Origin of the sequence: uncultured Thermosynechococcus sp. (assembly GCF_938074695.1) — a bacterium.
Taxonomy (GTDB): Bacteria; Cyanobacteriota; Cyanobacteriia; order Thermosynechococcales; family Thermosynechococcaceae; genus Thermosynechococcus.
Genome location: NZ_CALJEM010000016.1, coordinates 1 through 18,547, shown reverse-complemented (window position 1 = coordinate 18,547; position 18,547 = coordinate 1). Strand labels below are relative to the sequence as shown.

Here is an 18,547-nt window from a genome sequence, read left to right as displayed (position 1 = left end):
CCTAGTGTATCCCAAGGGCCTTGGCTATTTTTGTATCCGCTTGGGATCAAGAGCATCCCGCAGGCCATCGCCGACAATGTTGAAACAGAGCACCGTGAGCACAATCAGTGTGGCCGGTGCCCAAACGAGCCACGGCTGCAAGACTAAGATTGAGGCATTCGTGGCCAAAGAGAGCATATTGCCCCAAGAGGGATCCGGCTGCTGAATCCCTAGACCAATGAGGCTCAGGACGGATTCCGCCACAATAAAGCTGGGAATGGAGAGGGTTGCGGCAATAATCACGTAGGTCGCTGTCTGGGGAATAATATGCCGCACAATAATGTAGAGCGATCGCCCCCCCATGAGCTGCGCTGCTTGCACAAAGGCCATCTCCTTGATACTGAGCACTTGACCGCGAATCACCCGAGCCAGCCCCGCCCAATTCACAAAAGCGGTAATAACGGTAATGAGCAGGAAGCGCTCACCACTCCTGAGTCCCGCAGGGAGAACCGCCGCCAGAGCCACCAGCAGATAGATTGTCGGCAGCGTCATCAATACCTCAACGCCCCGCATCAAGACTGCATCTAGCCAGCCGCCAAAGTAGCCAGAAATCGCCCCCACAAGGGTGCCAATGGGAAAGGCGATCGCCACCCCCACAAGGCCAATACTGAGGCTAATGCGGGCACCAAAGAGGAGCCGACTCAACTGATCGCGACCTTGGTCATCCGTTCCTAAAAGATTCAGGTAGCCCTTGCCCACCGTGCCAAAGAGATGGCGATCGCAAGGAAACCCCGCAAAAATCGTCCGTGGCTCGAGTTGGGGATTTGTGAGACTCCAGCGTGTCGGCAGGGGCAAGGTAATTTCCAAGAAGCGGTAGGCGCTGCCCTTGACAAAGAGGCGAATGGGTGAGGGTTCCTCCCAGTCAACGATAAGGGGTCGCTTGCCCGTCTCCAAACTGACAGGCCCCAAGCGGGTGGGATAGACATGGGGACCTATCCACCGACCCGCCGGGGTGCGCCAGTAAATGCGGGTGGGCGGTAACAGGGCACCGTCCACTTGAAAGGCATAGGGACTATAGGGCGCTACAAAGTCAGCGGCAATTGCCAGCAGGTACAGCGTCAGCAACATCCCTAAACTAAACATCACCAGAGGATTACGCCGCAATGTTTGCCAAGGAGTCATTCGTCACTTATCCCCCAGAGTATTGGTACTATACACTAATAATCGATGGATTCTCCGGTGGATTGAATCCCAAAACCTACCCCGTCCCGTGTTTTGGGAGAGGTATTCTGCTGTGCGGTGATGTAATAAAAATTAACAAACTAATACAAAATCACTTTTGTTGTTAAATAGACTTGGTATAATTACCCGATTATATTAATTAATGTAAATTAACGCATTGTTAAAAGGATTACCATATGGATCGAATAAAGAGGTAGCTTAGTACAAATCAATCACTTTAGCGATTTTTTGAAAAACCTAATCGTGAACTATAAAGTATCGGCACCGCCTAATTCAAGAAGAACTCACAGTCCTTTTCGCAAACATGGGATGCAGGAAGGGGGATAATTCTCTTCCACCTTGGCTTTCACAATTTTGAGCGTGTGCCACCGTTGGGAAAAGGTCTGGAGTTACTTTACTGATTGATTTGAATAGCGTTCTGGTAGAGGAAATATAGAGCGGATGGAAAAAAACAAGCCCCTAACTGGTAAAGCACTTCTACAGCGATTAAATGAACTGGGTTCTGTGTCTCCCAAGGAAGCCGCAAAACTCTGTGGCTACTGCCGGATAACAAAATCAGGTGAGGTGCGTGTCAACTTAGGGAAGTTTTATGAGGCGGTACTTGCCGCTAGGGGAATAAAAGTAGAGTCATCGGAAGAAGAGGTCAATCATCAATCAGGACGGGGGCGATCGCCCTCCTATCGGGTCAAAGTGCACCAAAATGGCCAGATTGTCATTGGTTCAGCCTATACAAAAGCCATGAACCTAAAGCCGGGGGACACGTTCAAAATTAAGCAGGGCTATAAACATATTCATCTGTATCTCATAGATGCAGAAGAGGTGGATGGCACTGCAACAGAGTAATCACTGGTTCGCCCTGATTATCGGCAATAGTCGGCAGCACTGGGCGCTCTTTAGCGGTGAGCACTTAAGCCAAACTTGGCACCTCACCCCTGGGGAATTTGCTCACAACCCTGCCCAAGACTATCCCAACCTCCCCTGTTGGGGTGCGAGTGTCGGTTCTCTGCCCCTGCACCAAGTTTATCCAACAGCGATCGCCCTTACCCTGAAGGATATTCCCATTCCGCGGATGTATCCAACCCTAGGCATTGACCGTGCCCTTGCCCTCTGGGGCGCGCTGCAGGTCTATGGCGCACCGGTGTGTGTTGTGGATGCAGGCACTGCTCTAACGCTGACCCTAGCCAACGCTCGTGGCGAATTTGCGGGCGGCGTGATTCTCCCCGGCCTCGGATTAATGGCGCGGGCACTGGCGGAGTACACGGCAGCTCTACCCTGCGTAGCTTTTCCCACAGAAGCCCCGCCCCGTTGGGGCACCACTACCAACACAGCCATTGAAAGCGGTCTTTACTACGGCACTGCCGCCATTTTACACGCCTACCTTGGCGCCTTTTTTGAGGAGTACGCCCAAGGGACGCTGGTTGTGACCGGGGGCGATCGCTCCTTGATTAGTCAACTGTTAAAAACATTTCTAGACCCACACCGCTGGTGCGAGGATGATCATCTTGCCTTTTGGGGTATCCGCGCTCTCCGCAACTCAACCGCTAAGATAGAGATGCAACCAATGGAAAGGATTGACTAATTCAGGCAATGGAGCGGCGTCATGATTTTACGGATTTAGCCTTGGGACTGGTCTCTGCCCAGAGCTTTCCGGCGATCGTTGGCATTGCCGATCACATGCTTAAATCCTCTGATGTGCTCCTTGTGGGCTACGAAAAAATTGGCAGTGGCCACTGTACGGCCATTGTGCGCGGCCGAATTGCCGATGTCCGCCTTGCGGTGGAAGAAGGCGCCGAACGGGCGCAGCAATTTGGTCAAGAACTCAGTACCTTGGTCATTCCAAGGCCGGATCCCAACCTTGAGAAAATTCTCCCCATTGGGAGTCTGCTGGCCCAGATTGCCTCTAAACATCGCGGCCATCGCCTCAGTAGCCATGCAGTTGGTTTATTGGAAACACGGGGATTTCCGGCCATGGTGGGGGCGGCGGATGCCATGCTCAAAGCAGCGGATGTGATGCTGACCGCCTATGAAACCATTGGCGCCGGTCTGTGTACAGCTATTATTCGGGGTACGGCCTCCAATACGGCGATCGCCCTTGAAGCAGGGATGGCAGAAGCCGATCGCATTGGGGAACTCCATGCTGTAATGCTAGTGCCCCGTCCCCTTGAGGATTTGGATCAATCCTTGCCCTTGGCACCGGCTCTGCAAGGCGAGCTGCAACCCCTGCGGCTACCCCTCACCCTCAAGCAAAAAGAGGGCGAACCCCTTGCCCTTCAAGGTACCGCTCAAGAAAGTGTGGCCGTAGCAGCCCCGGCCGAAACGGTGCCCGTCGAACCCCCGGCCAATCCCTGACCCGCAATCCAGCCCGTTGTCCACGCACTTTGTAGGTTAAAACCCCCCGTCACACCATCAATATCGAGAATTTCCCCCGCGAGGAACAGACCTTCCCAGCAACGACTGGCCATTGTCTTGAAATCTACTTCCTTGAGCAACGCCGCCACGGGTGACAAACTCCCCTTTGAAAGTGCCCTGGCCAGCGATCGCGAATGAACCTTGGTGTAACGCCTCCGCCAAGGCCAGCAGTTGTTTTTTACTGAGATGTGCCCAAGGTTGCTCGGCGGGGATTCCCACGGTGGTTGTCCAGTAGCTCCAGAGGCGACGCGGCAAGGGAAAGGGACAATGGTTGGCGATCGCCCGCTTGGGGGCATGGGTACGACAGGCTGCCAACTCCGCTTGAAGCTGCGGCAGCGACAGAGGGGGGAGCCAATTCACAACCAAGGTGCCGCGATAGTGGTGCGCCGCCAAGGCATGCGTCTCCCATGCCGAGAGTTTCAAGACCACAGGGTCACTGAAGCCCCCGCGCCTCAAACCAGGCGATTGTGTCTTGGGGTTGAAAGCGACTAAAGGCACCCCGTAAGGCCTGACCGCCACGGGGTATAGTGTTGCACAACGGCGACGGATTAAAACAGTGGTGGGTGACACTACAGCGGCCACCGCCAGAGATGCGGACTTTATTCAGTGCCGTTGTCCCAGCTTCTAAAATAGTCACGCGATCGCGGGGATTCGCCGTAGCACAGGCGATTGCCCCTAAAAATCCAGCGGCACCACTGCCGATAACCAAAATGTGCCGACCCACGATCAAGATTCCAAGGGCGAAGGATGGGTATTTTCATCTTTGCCGTTGCGATCGCGCGCCCAGTGAAGCTGCTGATGCAACCGCCCCACAGCAATCCCCTCTGCGGCCATGAGGTTGAGCACCCGCCGCCGAAACTCCCGCCCCACAGCCCATTGTTGTCCCGCTTGTGTCTTAATCCAGATGCGCACGAGTAAGCCACTGGCGGTAATCTGATCAATCCCTAAAATCTCCGGTTGCTCCAACATCTTGAGTTGCCACTCAGGTTCTTCGTAAAAACGGATACTTAGGTCATTGAGCAAGGACAACAGGCGATCGGGATTGGTCTCCACATCTACCCACAGTTCAAGATTCACCCGCGACCAAGTACGGGTTAAATTGGCCACCTTGGTAATCGTACTATTGGGAATGGTAATCAGCTTACCCTCCGCGTTGCGCAACTGCGTAATGCGTAAATTCAAGTTTTCCACCATGCCTGAATAGGGTTCAATTTCCACCACATCGCCAATGCCGTACTGATCCTCCCAGACAATGAGCAGACCATTGATGATGTCCTTGATCAAGTTTTGCGACCCCAAGGAAATGGCCAAGGCTAAAAAGCCTCCCACCGCCAAGATGGAGGAAACCGGCATCCCTAAAGAGCCAAGGATGACTACGAGTCGAGTGAGATAGATCACGGCGGTCTTACAACTGCGCATCACCTCCACCGTGGTGCTCACCCGCAGGGTTCTGCGCTGCGTATCGGCAAACCTGAGCAGATTATTTTGCTCCCAGAATACCCGAAGGCGATCAAAAGCCAAGTCAGCAAATTGATTCAGCAGCCCCGTGCCAAACCACACCACCATCCACAGAATGGGCAGGCCATAGACTTGGGAACTTAGCCAGCGGGTCATGGGAAAGAGGCGCAAAATTGCCGCTAAACCAAGCAGCCACAGAGCGACTTGTCCCCACAACAGCAGATACCGCACGAGGCTAATCAGCTGGATGCGTTGCTTGAGAAAGAACTGGTGTTGTAGATGCGGCAGGAGAGATAAAACCCACTCTGGTTCTGGGGTTTCAGGGGGAGTTGTGTCGAGTTGCTGTTGCAGATGCTGGCGTTGCCGAATAAGAAACCGCTGCACAATCCATAAGATTAAACTTGCCCCTGCCACTGTGAAAAAGGTAAGAACGGCCTGCTTAGCTTGCGCCACCAACGCTGCATAGGTGCGTTCCTGAATTGCTCGGTTCATCTGCTCTTGCAAAATATCCCGCCACTGCTGCGCGAGGGTGTCGGGAGGCAGTTGATGGTAGTCGCTGTCGGCTTCTGTTACCGTCAGCAGGCGAGTGGTGCGTTCGGCTTGACCAATGCGGGCACTGATGACCAGCACATTATTGAGGCGGGCAACACCGATGTTCACCAATTCTGGCGATCGCCGTCTGCGGTCAAGGGCACTGTGGAGCACCCGCCGTAGATTGGATTGAATGAGTTCGGCTCGCACTTCAACGGGAATTACATTGCCGGGATGGGCGCGATCGCGAACCGTCGGCGCAGCAATTGTAAAAAGACTACTGCCATCAAAGCGGACATCGGTAATTTCCAGTTCACCAAGGCGGGTGACGCCGGGGGGTGTAGGGACAACTGGGGTTTGGCTAATTCCCGGTAGCGCAACCTGAGCAACACTGATCCACGGGGAGAGAAGGGTGAAAAAAAACGCCACGAGGGCAATCGCCCCCCACCGCCATCGTCGTTGATGCACGTTGATCATCCGCTCGTACTGATCTGTAGAGCCACAATTGCCAAAGCTATCCTCTGGCCTTTTGAAGGACTCACTCAGCTCAAGGTTCCCGAGGGGCGATCGCCAAAATTGCCGGGAACGCGCTCCCTCGCCACATCGCGAATCAAGGCAAGACGCGAGGCAATGTAGCACTCCAGATGATGGCGCTGGCTGTGCTCGAGGGGATACACATCACTAAACTGTGCCACCAGCCATCCCTGTAGGGTGTGGTCATCCATGCTCAACAATCGTCCCACCTGTGCTTGCTCAACAAAGTGCCAGAACTGCCGAAGGAGAGAGGGGGTCATACTTGCCCTCCTTTTAAGGTTTTCTTTAGATTTTGCCTCTCTACTACCATACGTTGCCCCTTGGCAATTGGGGCGGAATCTGCCAAAGCTGCAATTAAAGTTAGGAAATCCACATTAAGTAATGTAAATTTCTGTTGTGTTTTCTAAAGCCCCTCTGCCTACCCACCTCTGATGCTTTGGGGAGAAATCCCTAACGGTAGGGCGGTGAACCGCTAAAATAATAAGGCTTTACCAATATACTCACAAACCATTGGGGTCTATGCGCACACACTACTGTGGCGATGTTCGGCTAACGGATGTCGGAACAAGGGTCACCCTCTACGGTTGGGTGGATCGGCGGCGAGATCACGGCGGCGTTATCTTTATTGATTTGCGCGATCGCTCCGGCATTGTCCAAATTGTCAGTGACCCCCAGCGTACTCCCGATGCCTATGCTCAAGCCGATCGCCTGCGCAGTGAGTATGTGGTGAAAGTCATTGGTCGGGTCAGCCAGCGTCCGGCGGAGTCTGTCAATCCGAAATTGGCCACGGGCGACGTTGAGATCTACGCCGATCACATTGAGGTGCTCAATACGGTGCGCCAGCAACTCCCCTTTGCCATCTCCAGCAGCGAGAATGAACAGGTGCGCGAAGAGGTGCGGCTGCGCTACCGCTACCTTGATCTGCGGCGGGAACGGATGGCCAGAAATTTGCAGTTGCGCCATCGGGTTGTTCAAGCTATGCGGCGGTTCCTCGAGGATGAGGCGGGTTTTATTGAAGTGGAAACGCCCATTCTCACCCGCTCGACGCCGGAGGGTGCCCGCGATTACTTAGTGCCCAGTCGCGTGAATCCGGGGGAATGGTTTGCTCTTCCCCAGTCGCCCCAATTATTCAAGCAGTTGTTGATGGTGGCGGGGTGCGATCGCTACTACCAGATTGCCCGCTGCTTTCGCGATGAAGACCTGCGTGCCGATCGCCAACCCGAATTTACCCAACTGGACATGGAAATGAGCTTCATGGATCAAGACGAAATTCTTGATCTCAACGAAGCCCTCATTTGCCACATTTTCAAAACCGTAAAGGGGATTGATCTACCCCGCCCCTTTCCCCGCTTGACTTATCAAGAGGCCATGGATCGCTATGGCACCGATAAGCCCGACACCCGCTATGGCCTCGAACTCGTAGATGTCTCTGATATTCTCAAAGACTGCGGTTTCAAGGTCTTTAGTGGGGCGATCGCCCAAGGGGGGGTGGTGAAAATTTTGCCCATTCCCCACGGCAACGATCGCATCTCCAATGTGCGGATTAAACCCGGCGGCGATCTCTTCCAAGAGGCCACTGCTGCCGGTGCCAAAGGGCTGGCCTACATTCGTGTTCGCGATAACGGCGAGATTGACACGATTGGCGCCATCAAGGACAACCTTTCCTCAGAGCAAAAGGCCACGCTTCTAGAGCGCACCGGTGCCCAGCCGGGGCATTTACTCCTCTTTGGGGCCGGGGACACCGGAACCGTCAATAAAACCCTCGATCGCCTGCGCCAGACCATTGCCCGCGAATTTAATCTCATTGATCCTACGGCGTTCCATCTTCTGTGGGTAGTTGATTTTCCCATGTTCGAGTGGAATGCCGAAGAAAAGCGCCTTGAGGCGCTGCACCATCCTTTTACTGCTCCTCATCCCGCTGACTTGGATGATCTCAAAACCGCCCGTGCCCAAGCCTATGACCTGATCTTCAACGGCTACGAAGTGGGCGGCGGCAGTTTGCGCATCTATCAGTCGGAGTTACAGCGCCGCGTCTTTGAAACCATTGGCCTTGATGAAGCGGCGGCTCAAGAAAAATTTGGTTTTCTGTTGGAGGCCTTTGAATTTGGCGCTCCTCCCCACGGCGGCATTGCCTATGGTCTAGATCGTCTCGTCATGCTCCTAGCGGGTGAAGACTCCATCCGCGACACGATCGCCTTCCCGAAAACCCAGCAAGCGCGTTGTCTCCTCACCGGTGCCCCCAGCCCCGTGGAACCGCAGCAACTCAAGGAACTCCATGTGACGCCCGCCAAAGCCGCAAAAAAAGTCTAGGCACGCAGATGCGTTGGCCGATTCCATACTCCCTCTGGCAGCCACTCTCCCTTAAGCTGCCGCACGTCCTCAATCCTCATGAGGTACGCCCCTGCCGTGCCTAGGGGGTGATAATTCAGGTCATACACCGGCACTTCTTGGCGAGTATAGGGATTCAGGTGGGGAGGCAACTGAGGGTTATAGCCTTCAAAGGCATCGAGTCGCGCCAATACGTTGGGAGGGGGGTCATCAAAGATCAATAACTCTCCCCGTACCCACCCTTCTTCAGCCGTGAGAGCGGGATACCCCATTGGCAGATGATAAAGGCGGCCTCTTACCAACGCCGGTTGATGCTCACTTAGCCAAGGCCGACAGAGGGTGTCATGGGGTTGATAGCCGGGTTTGAGGGTGCCATAGACAAAAAGGCGTAGTAGCGTCATGTTGTCAAGGAATGAGTCAATTAGCGAGTTTCATATAGGTTTGCCCTGACGAATTCCAAACTGCCGTCGGCAATTAACTGCACAGCGATCGCCAGAATAAAAAATCCGAGAATCCGGGTGAGTGCCCCCACACCAGTTTTGCCCCACTTTCGCAGGAGTCGTTCGCCCAAAGCAAGGCAAACATAGACCACACCGCCAAAAAGACCAATCCCCAGCAGACAACCAAGATACTCTTCCCAAACTTGGCAGCGCGTGGATAGGGTCATGGTCACGCCGATCGCCCCCGGCCCACTAATCAAAGGAACAGCCATTGGTGTAAACGTAATATCCTCTTTGTCAATTGCTTCTGCGTGCTCCTGAAACGTCAAGCGTTGGTGAGAAGTTACCATTTGCCAAGCAGTGTGAGCCACAATCAGTCCTCCCGCAATACGCACCACAGCTAAGGAAATTCCGAAGAAGCTGAGGATAAACTTACCCACCAGAAAGAATGTGACTAAAACGGCAAAGACATTGAAGGCAATTTGCTGAGCTTCTTGGCGACGGTATTTGGCGGGATGTTTCGCCGTAAGAGTACAAAAGATGGGAATGGCACCAATGGGATCGGCAATTGGAAACAAGGCAGCCAGGGTTCCCAGCAAAAAAGAGAAGGTTGGATGTACCATTGATGTTTTTTGCAAAAATCAAGTATTGAGCACAGCAATAATCTCATGGCTAATGGAGCGCAGTTGATTGCGCAGGTCTGCGCTGGGAAGATTGTGCCCGCTAAACACCCCCTGACCAATACTGCTGAAACGCCACTGCTCACTCATATAGCTAAAACCCACAATCTCTAGACCAATGGCACGGCGGCGAGGAGAGTCTGGATCGCCATGGAGGCGGATTTGCAGGAGTAAACTGCGGGCTTGCCAGCGGCGACTCCAACCGGGGAGGTGAAAGCCAATGTCAATTGAATCCGGATCCACCCAGTGGCGGGTGTGGGGGTCATCGGCCCAAGGGTGCAGGTCTGCCCGCAGATCGGGACTGCACTGCTTGAAGAGGTGGAGGATCGCTCCCAATTTACTGGCCATCTGCACCGTCACTGCCTGCTCTGCTGCATTCACTGCGGTTCTCTCCACAACACTGTTGTTCCCAAGGTTAGCGAGGGGAAACGGCTTGATCAACTTTAGGGGTGGGTGGGGGTGCTAAGGGACGCTCAAGGCGGGGTTGCCCCACCGAGTAGCTCAGGGCATAGCTTTGCACCAAAAGCCAAAACCACAGTTGCGGTGCCAAGGGTTCAAGCCACGGTTGACACCAGCGTATCAAGGGGGGAAGCCAGAAACCAAAGAGGGCATGGTACAGGGCATCTAAGCTAAAACTGAGGTAGCTGTGCAGCCAACGCAGCAGATCCCAAGGCCCCACCATTTCGTAGATCCACCAGAGAAGGCCGGGATTTTGCCAAGCAGCTCGCAGTGCCATGCGGTTAAAGGGAAGCCAACCGGTGCGGTCTTTAATAAAGCGATCAGCCAGTTCCGGCGATTCTTGCCCAAGGATGCCAAAGAAGGTGTTGAGCATGGCATTGACGCGCGCCGGGGGGAGGGGGCGATCGCTAGGCACCATCATTCCCCGCGAAAAGAGCCAAGTCACGGCTGTATTGCTTTGGTAGGCGCGAATTTGGTTGAGGAATGGTTGTTGCACAAGGTCGTGACGCAGGGCGGTGTCCAGCAGATCCGTCAAGCGCGGCAGGTTGCGCACCAGGGAGCCAAAACCGGTAAATACCAAGGGAGACTGGAGCGAGGCGGCATCCCCAATGGCCAAGACGCGATCAAAGGCCACGGCGCGATCGCCCCGATGGTGGCTAAAGTAGCCGGGAATGTAACCAAAGGTCGGTTTGACCCAAGTCAGTTGGTCTAAATCGCAGCGGCGGTACTCCGGCAAAATCGTAAAGAAGTCTTCGTAAAGTTCCAGTAAAGAGCCGGGAAACGCTGGCTGAATGCGGTGGTAGTGAAAAAGATAAATCGTGCGCTCTTCCCCTGATCCCGGAAACAGTTCCCAAATGAGTTGCCGTCCTCGGGAAATATCGCCATGGCTAAAGAGCACATCGCCGTAATCGCCATCCCAAACTTGGGGGGCAATTCCTTTGACGATCGCTCCCACGGTGGGACACACGCTATCAAAAGCCCGACCGCCGTTGAGTTGCCGCGCAATGGGGGAGGCAGTACCCATCGCATCCACCAGAACACGGGCGATCGCCTGTCGCGGTGCTTGGGTCTGGCGATGCTGTGCTTGCACCACCACACCATTGGGATGAATCGTGGCCCTCTCAAATTCCGTCCAATCCCAAATCTCACCGCCCGCTTGGCGCAGTTTCTCTCCACATAGATGCAAGAATTTTGCCGAGTCGAGGGCAATGTTGAGCACGGTTGGGGTGTGCAGTACAGGTGCCCGACAATGGGGAGGGCTAGTGGCATCAAAGAACTTGTTAAAGCCATCGCGGTACTCGCGGGCAATCAGGCTCTCAAACTCCGCAGCCGTAAACAAGCCCAGATCAATCAGGCTCTGAAATTCCATGCGGGAGATATTCCACTCGCGATTCATACGGCCAAACGGCAACCGTTCAATCACCAGCACCCGATAGCCCAACCGCGCCATCACTGCTGCATGAACCACCCCCAAAGCGCCCCCCACATAGACTAAGTCATAGCTCGGCGTCTCACAAAGCGTTGTTGCCCTGTGCAGAACAGGAACAGGGGGAGTGGGCTGTTGTACCCCTTGACGCCAGCGCTGTTCCCACCAATAGACGCGCTCTAGATCTGCCTCACCTTGGGGCATGCGTTGGAAGTATTTCACCGTCAGCGGATAGCGATCGGCCAAGGCTTCAAAAATGCTCTGGCCCGCAGGCCAAGGGGGGAGAACCTCAGGTTGCAGAGGAAAGGCCAAACGCAGCGCTCGCTGGAGTTGTTGGACACAGGCACGCTCCTGGGGAAAAGGCTGCTCTCCCCAGCGCATCACCTTGAGATACGTAGTACGCTGCACACTCCAAAAAAAAATGGCGAGTTCTGTAGGACTATTGGGAACCTGCCAACAGCCGCCACTGCTTTTGGGGACAAGGGTGCCTAAACGTGGCTGAAAAGTGTGGTGTAGCCAGCGAATGACTGCTGGGGTATCGGGCGTGGGTACCTCAAGGTATAGGAGTTCTTGCATTTTGTTTCAAAAGTCTGCTAGGGAGCTTGACAAGGGCACAATTTGGCGTAAACTGCACTGTACTAAACAGTTTAAGAGAGTTTACGATTTCTCAGAATTCCCCTGTTGCCCTATGCATTATCCCATTCCAAGGACTCTTGAAGAAATGGCGGCCCTCAGCCAGCAGCCGGTTAGTGAAGAGGTGGTTGCCGCAGCGATCGCCGGCGTAACTATGATTTGCCGTGCCCAAGGCCACAGTCTGACCCAGATTCAGGAATGGGTACTTGCAGAGGATGACCTACTGGATCGCAAAACACGTCAATGGCTCAGTGAAGCCGTAGAAGTTGCGTGGTTAACCATTGATACCGTCGCAGTGACGACTCGCCGTGAGGGCGATTGCTAGGGCATCAGCAGCATCATCGGGCTGGGGTAGGTGGCTGAGATGGAGTTCCCGTTGCACCGCCTGTTGCATGTCCATTTTCGTGGCATTGCCATAGCCGGTGAGAGCTTGCTTCACTTGGGGAGGAGTGAATTCCATGAGGGGACAGTGGAGTTGACTGAGCACTAAAAGAATCACACCCCGCGCTTGAGCAACCAGAATTGTGTGACTCATTTTGTAGAAGAAGAGCCGCTCCAAAGCCACCCAATCCGGTTGGAGGGCGGGAATGAGGGTGTGCAGATCGCTGTAGAGACTCTGGAGGCGATCGCCCATGGGGGTATGGGCAGGGGTAGTGATGACGCCAAAATCACACACTTGGCAGGTGTTGCCCTGCACCTCAATACAGCCATAGCCAAGGGTAGCAAGGCCGGGGTCTAAGCCAAGGATGCGCACACCTTCTAGTTTGCAATGCCGGTCAACAGATCTAAAATCGGCTTCGCCATCCAGTGTAGCCCCACCTTCAGTTGGTGTTCTAGGGTAGGCATGCGGTAGAGATAAGCCAGTCGCCGCGCCAAGTAGGCCAGCGGGCCATCAAGGGTCAGTCCCAGACCGGCCAAGGCGGCGCGATCGGTGCCCAGGGTGAGCATTTCACCGAGGTGGGAATAACGACAGGGAAGGAGGGGGCGATCGCTCAGACTTGCCCAAAGATTCCAAGCGGCATAATCTGCCTGCTGGAACGCCGCTTGGGCTGTGTGGGGAATGGCTTGTCCTTGGTCATCCACCGCATCCGCAGCGTCTCCAAGGGCAAAAATCTCTGGGTGATCCAAAACTTGGAGTGTGGGCATCACCTGAAGGCGACCCGTCGCTGTTTTGGGCAAGTCAAGGGCAGCAATCACGGGTGAAACCGCTGTCCCCACCGTCCACAGCACAATATCCACAGGCAGCTCATCCACGCGGTCTTTGTATTGCAGCGAAATGCGATCTGCTGTCACCGCCACAGGGGTTGTCTCTAAATCAATCCACACCCCACGGTCTTCGAGGGCGCGCAGAGCCGCCCTGCGATTAAACTTTGGGGAAGACTTGAGAATCTCAGGGTTGCGATCCACAAGGCGAATGCGCCCGCGGCTCCCCAAGCGCTCTGCGAGTTTACAGGCCAATTCCACCCCACTTGGCCCTGCACCCACCACCACAACCCGAATGCGATCGCGATCGGAGCGCTCGCACCGTTGCAGCACCTCCTCTAGGCGGTAAGCATCCCCAAGGGTACGGAAGGTCAAGGCGTACTCCGCCACACCGGGGATGCTATTCTTTGGGGTTTCCCCCCCTAGGGCGAGAACCAGTTTTTCATAGGTGAGAGGGTTGCCCTCGCTCAAGTGCACCGTTTTTGTCTTGAGATCGACAGCGGCCACCGTTCCCTGATGAAAAACCACGGGAGTCTCCTTGAGCAACTCCACAAAAGGCGGCGCAATTTCCCATGCCTGTAGCTCCCCAGTAATCAGTTCATAGAGCAGGGGGGTAAACACAAAGCGATCGCTGTGATCGACAAGGGTGATCTCTGGAGAGGAATCCCAAGGGAATTGGGCAAGTCGTAGGGCGGTATAAAGCCCACCAAAGCCACCACCGAGAATGCAAATTTGACTAGTCACTGCTGATTCTGTCATGACGCTGTCCCCCTCAGTATAACTTGCGCCCCTGTGAGGTCAGCAATTTGTGGCACGGCTAGAGTCGCGTTCAGGGTCGGATCCGGCAACAATGGGCGATCGCGCCGCAGCCAAATTGCTTGCAGACCAGCGCCTTGGGCACCGAGAACATCCTCCTCCCAACTATCGCCAATATGCCACACCTGAGAGGTCGGATAGGGGGTCACTGCCCGCTCAAAGATGAGTCGATCCGGTTTTGCCGCTCCCACTTCACTGGAAATCCATACCCCCTTAAAAAACGGCACTAACCCCAAGGTCTCTAAAATACCGTACAAACGGCTATCAAAATTTGACACCACCCTCAAGGGAATGCCCTGCGCTTGCCAATCTGTCAAAACAGGTAAGACATCCCCATAAAGCACCCACGGTTCAGCCGTGGCATAGTAGGCAAAGACCGGGGCAAAAAACGTATCAAAATCGGCAAATTGATCCAGCACGCCCGCACGTCGAAACGTGTCTGCCGCAACCGCTTGCCACCATTTGAATTCAGCCTCTGAGCGTTGGGGGGCCTCCAGATAAGGAAAAGCACAAGGGGGGGCAGCCTTAAAGGCCTGAAAAAACGCCACATCCAGTGCTGCTGGATCCACTTGAACCCCCACTGCCGCAGCAAAACGGCCATAGGTAGTACCTACGGATTCCCTGAGGCCGAAGAGCGTCCCAACCGCATCGAGGGTAATGAGTTGAGGCGGCTCAAGCGGGCGCATCGGAACTGGCATCCACGACAGGGGGAGAAGCGGCTTGCTGGGCACGTCGCTTGCGTTCTTGCTCCACCAGTTCCTTCATTAGACTGCGAGCCTGATTCATTTTGTCAAGGTTACTGCGGTAGAGTTCAAGATCGCGCTTGACTTTCTCAATGGGTAGTTTAACCAGCGGTGCCAATTGATCCAATGTTTCATTGAGATTTGCTGTTACATTCCCCGCCAACTGCTGCAAAAAGGCATACAGTCCCACGGCATGGAGGCGGCTATATTTCCCCTCATGGTTGAGGCTGTGCAGGGGAGCACTGGGGTTGTCGCTGCCGAGTTCCTCCAGAATTTGACTGAGGGAGCAGCCTTGGTATTGTTGCCAGCGGGCGGCATCTTCCCTGAGCTGTTGGGGGTCCATTTCCTCAGCCACACAGAGGGCATGAAAAATATTGGCGCGATCGTCCGCGGGCCGATACCCCTCCATAAACTGGTCAAAGGCGGTAACCACCCCTAGAGCAAAGAGAGGAGAGTAGCGAAACTCTATATTGACGCGCAGCAGATGAATTTCAACCAGCAGTTCCTCAATAAAGCGGCGGTAGATCGAGTGAATGGGACGCCTGTGAGCTGCATAAAAGGCGCGTTTGGTATCAGAGACAGTTCGAGGATTTTGCACAAGCTCTGCCGATATTCGTTAAAAAATGTCATGATTCTTTACTATTATTGCCCATTGCGCTTTCCCAATCAATGATGCGTCCTGAGCTTGCCCTCGTAACCGCGGCGAATTCTATGCCTGCCATGACACCCTTGAAGCCCTATGAACCTGAGCGCAGGTTTTACCAAGGCCTGCTGCAAATTGCCGTGGCCTGCCATCACCTAAGTCGGGGTAACCAACGGGGAGCAATTTTGCTGTTGGGGGAAGGGCGGAGTGCGCTCCAGACTGTTGCGGCCTAGACTTGACAACCTTTTTGACAAGCGTGGCGGAGAGACCCCCCTTGATGCAGAGCCGAAAATTCAACTGCATCTTGCTGTTGCCGAATCGCCAGATTCAGCCTAGAACCCGAGATCCCTTAAAACTCAAGTTCATCCTCTTCAGAGACTTCAGCAATGGGGGTGTCTGGACTTTCTTCTGCATCGGGTAAGTGAATCACCACGCCGTTAAAGAAGCGCGCCAGTTTTTCAGCGGATTCCCGCACCCGATCGGGCGCAGTAGAGGGAGGGGCAGGGGTTGGTACTGGTGGCGGGGGGGGTGGGACAGCGGTGGGTTGCGGCGGCTCCTTGGCTTTTGATGCAGGGTTGGTTTTGTGGGGCGGCGGGGCAATCTCCAAGACAACTCTGATGCGGCGGCCTAAAACTTGGGAAAAGGCGGCTTCAATTTTGGCTTGGTTATTTTTCGTCATGTTTAACAGCGGTTGATTGACAATGCCGATGTGCACCTCGCGATCGCTCACCCGTCGCAGATGACCATGCTGCGAAAGCAGCGCATAGGTACTCATTTGCATCTGCTGCAAGAGCTGGAGTGCTTCATGCCACACGCCTTCGGTATTTTCTGCCTGCGGTTCGGTTGGAGCAACCCTCTCTTTAGTGTCCTTAGAGTCGTTGGGGGCTTTGATTTGAATGTCTTTAATTTGAGCCTGTTGAACTTCCGACCCCTTGGGGGGGGTAGGTGACGGTTCAGTCCTAGGGGGCAAGAGACCGGCAGTCGGCGTTCCATTCGGCACCGTGGATTGTGCCCCTGTCTCCGTGATTAGCCCCAAAATGCTGATTTCCAGCCAGAGACGGGGTTGATTGCTCTGTTTAATTTGGCTTTCACAGGTGCGCAGGTGCTGTTGGGCTTGCAGAATCTCTTCCACAGACCACGCCTCGGCCAAGGCAATCAGTGCCTGCCAAGTTTCTGCGGTGAGCGCCACCAAGTCCTGCCGTTCAGGAACCGTTTTCGCCAAGAGTAAATCGCGGTAGAGACCGGCCAAATTTTGCAGAATTGTCAGCGGATCGCGCCCCCGCTCCAGTAACCGGCGGGTCTGTTCGAGAATCGCCACCGCATCTCGTTGGGCGATCGCCCCCAGCAATTGCTTTAGATCCTGCTCTGGGACTGCTCCTGTGATCTGCCAGACATGTTCGACGGTAATGCGTCCCGGAAACAAGCTCAACTGATCCAAAAGGCTTTGAGCATCCCGCAAACCCCCTTGGGACAGTTGCGCCACCAATGTCAAGGCCGCAGGCTCAATGTCAATTTGCTCCTTGTGGGCAATGGACTGGAGGTGGGCAACCATTTCTTGTAGGGGAATGCGGCGAAAATCAAAACGCTGGCAGCGGGAAATAATCGTCGGCAAAACTCGCTGTGGATCGGTGGTGGCCAGAACAAAGACGACATGGGGCGGTGGCTCCTCTAGGGTTTTGAGCAGGGCATTGAAGGCCGACACGCTGAGCATGTGGCATTCGTCAATCACATAGACTTTGTAGCGGCACTGGACGGGGGCAAATTGCGCCTTCTCAATGAGTTCGCGAATGTTGTCCACCCCCGTGTGGCTTGCGGCATCAATTTCAATCACATCCAAACTGGTTCCACCGGCCACCTGCTGGCAGACGTCACAGTGACCACAGGGATGAGGGGTGGGCTTGGGGCTGCTCAGACAGTTCAGGGATTTGGCTAGAATCCGAGCACTGGAGGTCTTCCCCGTACCGCGCGGACCGCAAAAGAGATAGGCGGGGGCAATCCGCCCCTTAAGGATAGCTTGGGTCAGGGTGGTGGCGATCGCCCCTTGACCCACCAGATCTGCAAAGCGTTGGGGGCGGTACTTGTGATGCAGGGGTTCGTAGGGCACTGCTGGACTAGATATATCAAAAAATCCTGTGCTTAACCTACAACTGCCAAAAGGGAGAGCCACGCCCGATATTTTAGCAGGCCAGCGATCGCCCCTGATTTTCCCTGAGGGGAGAGCCTTTAGCTTCTAGAACCAGCCTTTTTTAGCAGTAATGTACGTCCTGTAGAATTCCTCATCGCTTTTAGTGAGGTAAATGACTCCCTCAATCAGGCCAATGATGGACATGACGGGGGCAAACAGGCCACAAGTTAAAAGACTCACCAAGAGCATAATCAAGCCCTCGGTGTTGTAGCCAAGCACAAATTTGTGAATGCCGAGGGCACCCAAGAGGATACCGCAAATGCCGGCTGCCACTTTCTTCCCTGAAACATCAGAATTTGAGGTCATCGTCCCTTCCCCAATGGTTATTTTTGATACGGCGCAATCGCGCCCTCCTAGCCTGTATCCTTCAGGACTTCAGCAGGGTTGTCAAGGGGGAAGTAGGCAGTTTGTTGATTGACGCAACCAATCAGAATCTTAAGCAGCAGCAGCCCAATCGGCAAGGGGTTCCCAGCGCACAGAGCGATCGCCCCCCACTTCGACCACCACCTTAAATTTCGGCAGCGTCTGGGTCAACTGTGCCAAGTAGGCAAATTCTTGTCTTGAGAGCCGCTTGCCATCAATAAGCCAAAGCACCAGTCCCTTGGCATTGGGGGGCAGGTTTTCCAAGTGGTAGGTTACCAAAGGCGGCTGAAAATAAACGCGAATGTTCTCTTTACCCGTGTGTGGGGGACGAATGCCGTGCTCTTGGGTCAGGTAGGCGGCTAAATCCCCCAAGCCGGGTGCGCTCATATGCAGGGTGGTATAGCCCTTGGAACGCAATCGCCGTTGATAGCGCCCCTCAAAGCCTCCCTCCGGCGGCACAAAGAGTGCTAATGCT

At 54.6% G+C, this 18,547-nt stretch carries 19 protein-coding genes and 2 pseudogenes; 6 read left to right on the top strand and 15 right to left on the bottom strand.

The features are described from left to right. Nucleotides 1-24 precede the first annotated feature (24 nt). Complete coding sequence (locus Q0683_RS02100) at nt 25-1,161, bottom strand: ABC transporter permease (RefSeq protein ID WP_298616124.1); 1,137 nt, start codon at nt 1,159-1,161, stop codon at nt 25-27. A 501-nt stretch (nt 1,162-1,662) separates the two neighbouring features. Here Q0683_RS02100 and Q0683_RS02095 point away from each other — a divergent pair. Genes Q0683_RS02095 through Q0683_RS02085 form a run of 3 tightly spaced genes read left to right on the top strand, consistent with a single transcriptional unit; the run spans nt 1,663 to nt 3,570 of the window. Further along, entirely contained in the window at nt 1,663-2,064 is a 402-nt protein-coding gene (locus tag Q0683_RS02095) for an AbrB family transcriptional regulator (RefSeq protein ID WP_298616126.1), read from the top strand. Further along, nucleotides 2,045-2,800, top strand: a complete 756-nt coding sequence (locus Q0683_RS02090) for a pantothenate kinase (protein WP_298616129.1) — start codon at nt 2,045-2,047, stop codon at nt 2,798-2,800. Before Q0683_RS02095 ends, Q0683_RS02090 begins: the two co-directional genes overlap by 20 nt. A gap of 8 nt (nt 2,801-2,808) precedes the next feature. Continuing rightward, entirely contained in the window at nt 2,809-3,570 is a 762-nt protein-coding gene (locus Q0683_RS02085) for a carbon dioxide-concentrating mechanism protein (RefSeq protein ID WP_298616131.1), read from the top strand. On the opposite strand, the pseudogene Q0683_RS02080 reads toward Q0683_RS02085, so the two are convergent. The 3 genes and pseudogenes from Q0683_RS02080 to Q0683_RS02070 form a co-directional block, all read right to left on the bottom strand. Then, nucleotides 3,504-4,354: pseudogene (locus Q0683_RS02080) on the bottom strand (NAD(P)/FAD-dependent oxidoreductase). The gene Q0683_RS02085 and the pseudogene Q0683_RS02080 sit on opposite strands and share 67 nt — an antisense overlap. A gap of 2 nt (nt 4,355-4,356) precedes the next feature. Beyond that, entirely contained in the window at nt 4,357-6,096 is a 1,740-nt protein-coding gene (locus tag Q0683_RS02075; protein ID WP_298976047.1) for a mechanosensitive ion channel family protein, read from the bottom strand. 65 nt (nt 6,097-6,161) lie between these two features. After that, nucleotides 6,162-6,413, bottom strand: a complete 252-nt coding sequence (locus Q0683_RS02070; RefSeq protein WP_298616136.1) for a hypothetical protein — start codon at nt 6,411-6,413, stop codon at nt 6,162-6,164. Between the two features lie 259 nt (nt 6,414-6,672). On the opposite strand from Q0683_RS02070, the gene aspS reads away from it, so the two are divergent. Then, nucleotides 6,673-8,463: an aspartate--tRNA ligase gene (gene aspS / locus Q0683_RS02065; RefSeq protein ID WP_298616138.1), complete on the top strand. Its 1,791-nt coding sequence runs from the start codon at nt 6,673-6,675 to the stop codon at nt 8,461-8,463. Here aspS and Q0683_RS02060 read toward each other — a convergent pair. Genes Q0683_RS02060 through Q0683_RS02045 form a run of 4 tightly spaced genes read right to left on the bottom strand, consistent with a single transcriptional unit; the run spans nt 8,460 to nt 12,062 of the window. Further along, nucleotides 8,460-8,882, bottom strand: a complete 423-nt coding sequence (locus tag Q0683_RS02060; protein WP_298616140.1) for a gamma-glutamylcyclotransferase — start codon at nt 8,880-8,882, stop codon at nt 8,460-8,462. The two genes, aspS and Q0683_RS02060, sit on opposite strands and share 4 nt — an antisense overlap. Before the next feature lie 20 nt (nt 8,883-8,902). Further along, complete coding sequence (locus tag Q0683_RS02055) at nt 8,903-9,544, bottom strand: MarC family protein (protein ID WP_298976044.1); 642 nt, start codon at nt 9,542-9,544, stop codon at nt 8,903-8,905. Nucleotides 9,545-9,562: 18 nt separating this feature from the next. Then, nucleotides 9,563-9,997, bottom strand: a complete 435-nt coding sequence (locus Q0683_RS02050) for a hypothetical protein (RefSeq protein WP_298616144.1) — start codon at nt 9,995-9,997, stop codon at nt 9,563-9,565. 19 nt (nt 9,998-10,016) lie between these two features. Then, entirely contained in the window at nt 10,017-12,062 is a 2,046-nt protein-coding gene (locus Q0683_RS02045; protein WP_298616147.1) for an NAD(P)/FAD-dependent oxidoreductase, read from the bottom strand. Nucleotides 12,063-12,174: 112 nt separating this feature from the next. Here Q0683_RS02045 and Q0683_RS02040 point away from each other — a divergent pair, with 112 nt between their 5' ends. After that, on the top strand, nt 12,175-12,444 hold the full coding sequence (locus Q0683_RS02040; RefSeq protein ID WP_366142715.1) for a hypothetical protein: 270 nt from the start codon (nt 12,175-12,177) through the stop codon (nt 12,442-12,444). On the opposite strand, the gene ruvC is transcribed toward Q0683_RS02040, so the two are convergent. The 4 genes from ruvC to psb29 are packed head-to-tail and all read right to left on the bottom strand — an operon-like array spanning nt 12,394 to nt 15,479. Beyond that, entirely contained in the window at nt 12,394-12,873 is a 480-nt protein-coding gene (gene ruvC / locus Q0683_RS02035) for a crossover junction endodeoxyribonuclease RuvC (protein ID WP_298616151.1), read from the bottom strand. The genes Q0683_RS02040 and ruvC overlap by 51 nt on opposite strands. Nucleotides 12,874-12,878: 5 nt before the next feature. Continuing rightward, complete coding sequence (locus Q0683_RS02030) at nt 12,879-14,081, bottom strand: NAD(P)/FAD-dependent oxidoreductase (RefSeq protein WP_298616153.1); 1,203 nt, start codon at nt 14,079-14,081, stop codon at nt 12,879-12,881. After that, nucleotides 14,078-14,824 carry an HAD family hydrolase gene (locus tag Q0683_RS02025; protein WP_298617805.1) on the bottom strand — a complete coding sequence of 249 codons (747 nt, stop codon included), beginning with the start codon at nt 14,822-14,824 and terminating at the stop codon, nt 14,078-14,080. The genes Q0683_RS02030 and Q0683_RS02025 overlap by 4 nt, the downstream gene beginning before the upstream one ends. After that, a complete protein-coding gene (gene psb29, locus Q0683_RS02020) occupies nt 14,811-15,479 on the bottom strand; it encodes a photosystem II biogenesis protein Psp29 (RefSeq protein WP_298976040.1) in 669 nt (222 codons plus the stop codon). Before psb29 ends, Q0683_RS02025 begins: the two co-directional genes overlap by 14 nt. 97 nt (nt 15,480-15,576) lie before the next feature. Here psb29 and Q0683_RS02015 point away from each other — a divergent pair. Continuing rightward, nucleotides 15,577-15,727: pseudogene (locus Q0683_RS02015) on the top strand (DUF309 domain-containing protein); the annotation flags it as partial. Between the two features lie 146 nt (nt 15,728-15,873). Here the strand turns inward: Q0683_RS02015 and Q0683_RS02010 are convergent. From Q0683_RS02010 to ndhN, 3 genes are all read right to left on the bottom strand, one after another. Beyond that, nucleotides 15,874-17,628, bottom strand: coding sequence for a DNA polymerase III subunit gamma/tau (locus Q0683_RS02010; RefSeq protein WP_298976036.1), 1,755 nt, complete (start codon nt 17,626-17,628; stop codon nt 15,874-15,876). A gap of 126 nt (nt 17,629-17,754) precedes the next feature. Beyond that, nucleotides 17,755-18,015: a TM2 domain-containing protein gene (locus Q0683_RS02005; protein WP_298976034.1), complete on the bottom strand. Its 261-nt coding sequence runs from the start codon at nt 18,013-18,015 to the stop codon at nt 17,755-17,757. Nucleotides 18,016-18,144: 129 nt separating this feature from the next. Continuing rightward, on the bottom strand, nt 18,145-18,547 hold a 403-nt coding region (ndhN, locus tag Q0683_RS02000), incomplete at its 5' end, for a photosynthetic/respiratory NAD(P)H-quinone oxidoreductase subunit N (protein WP_298976032.1).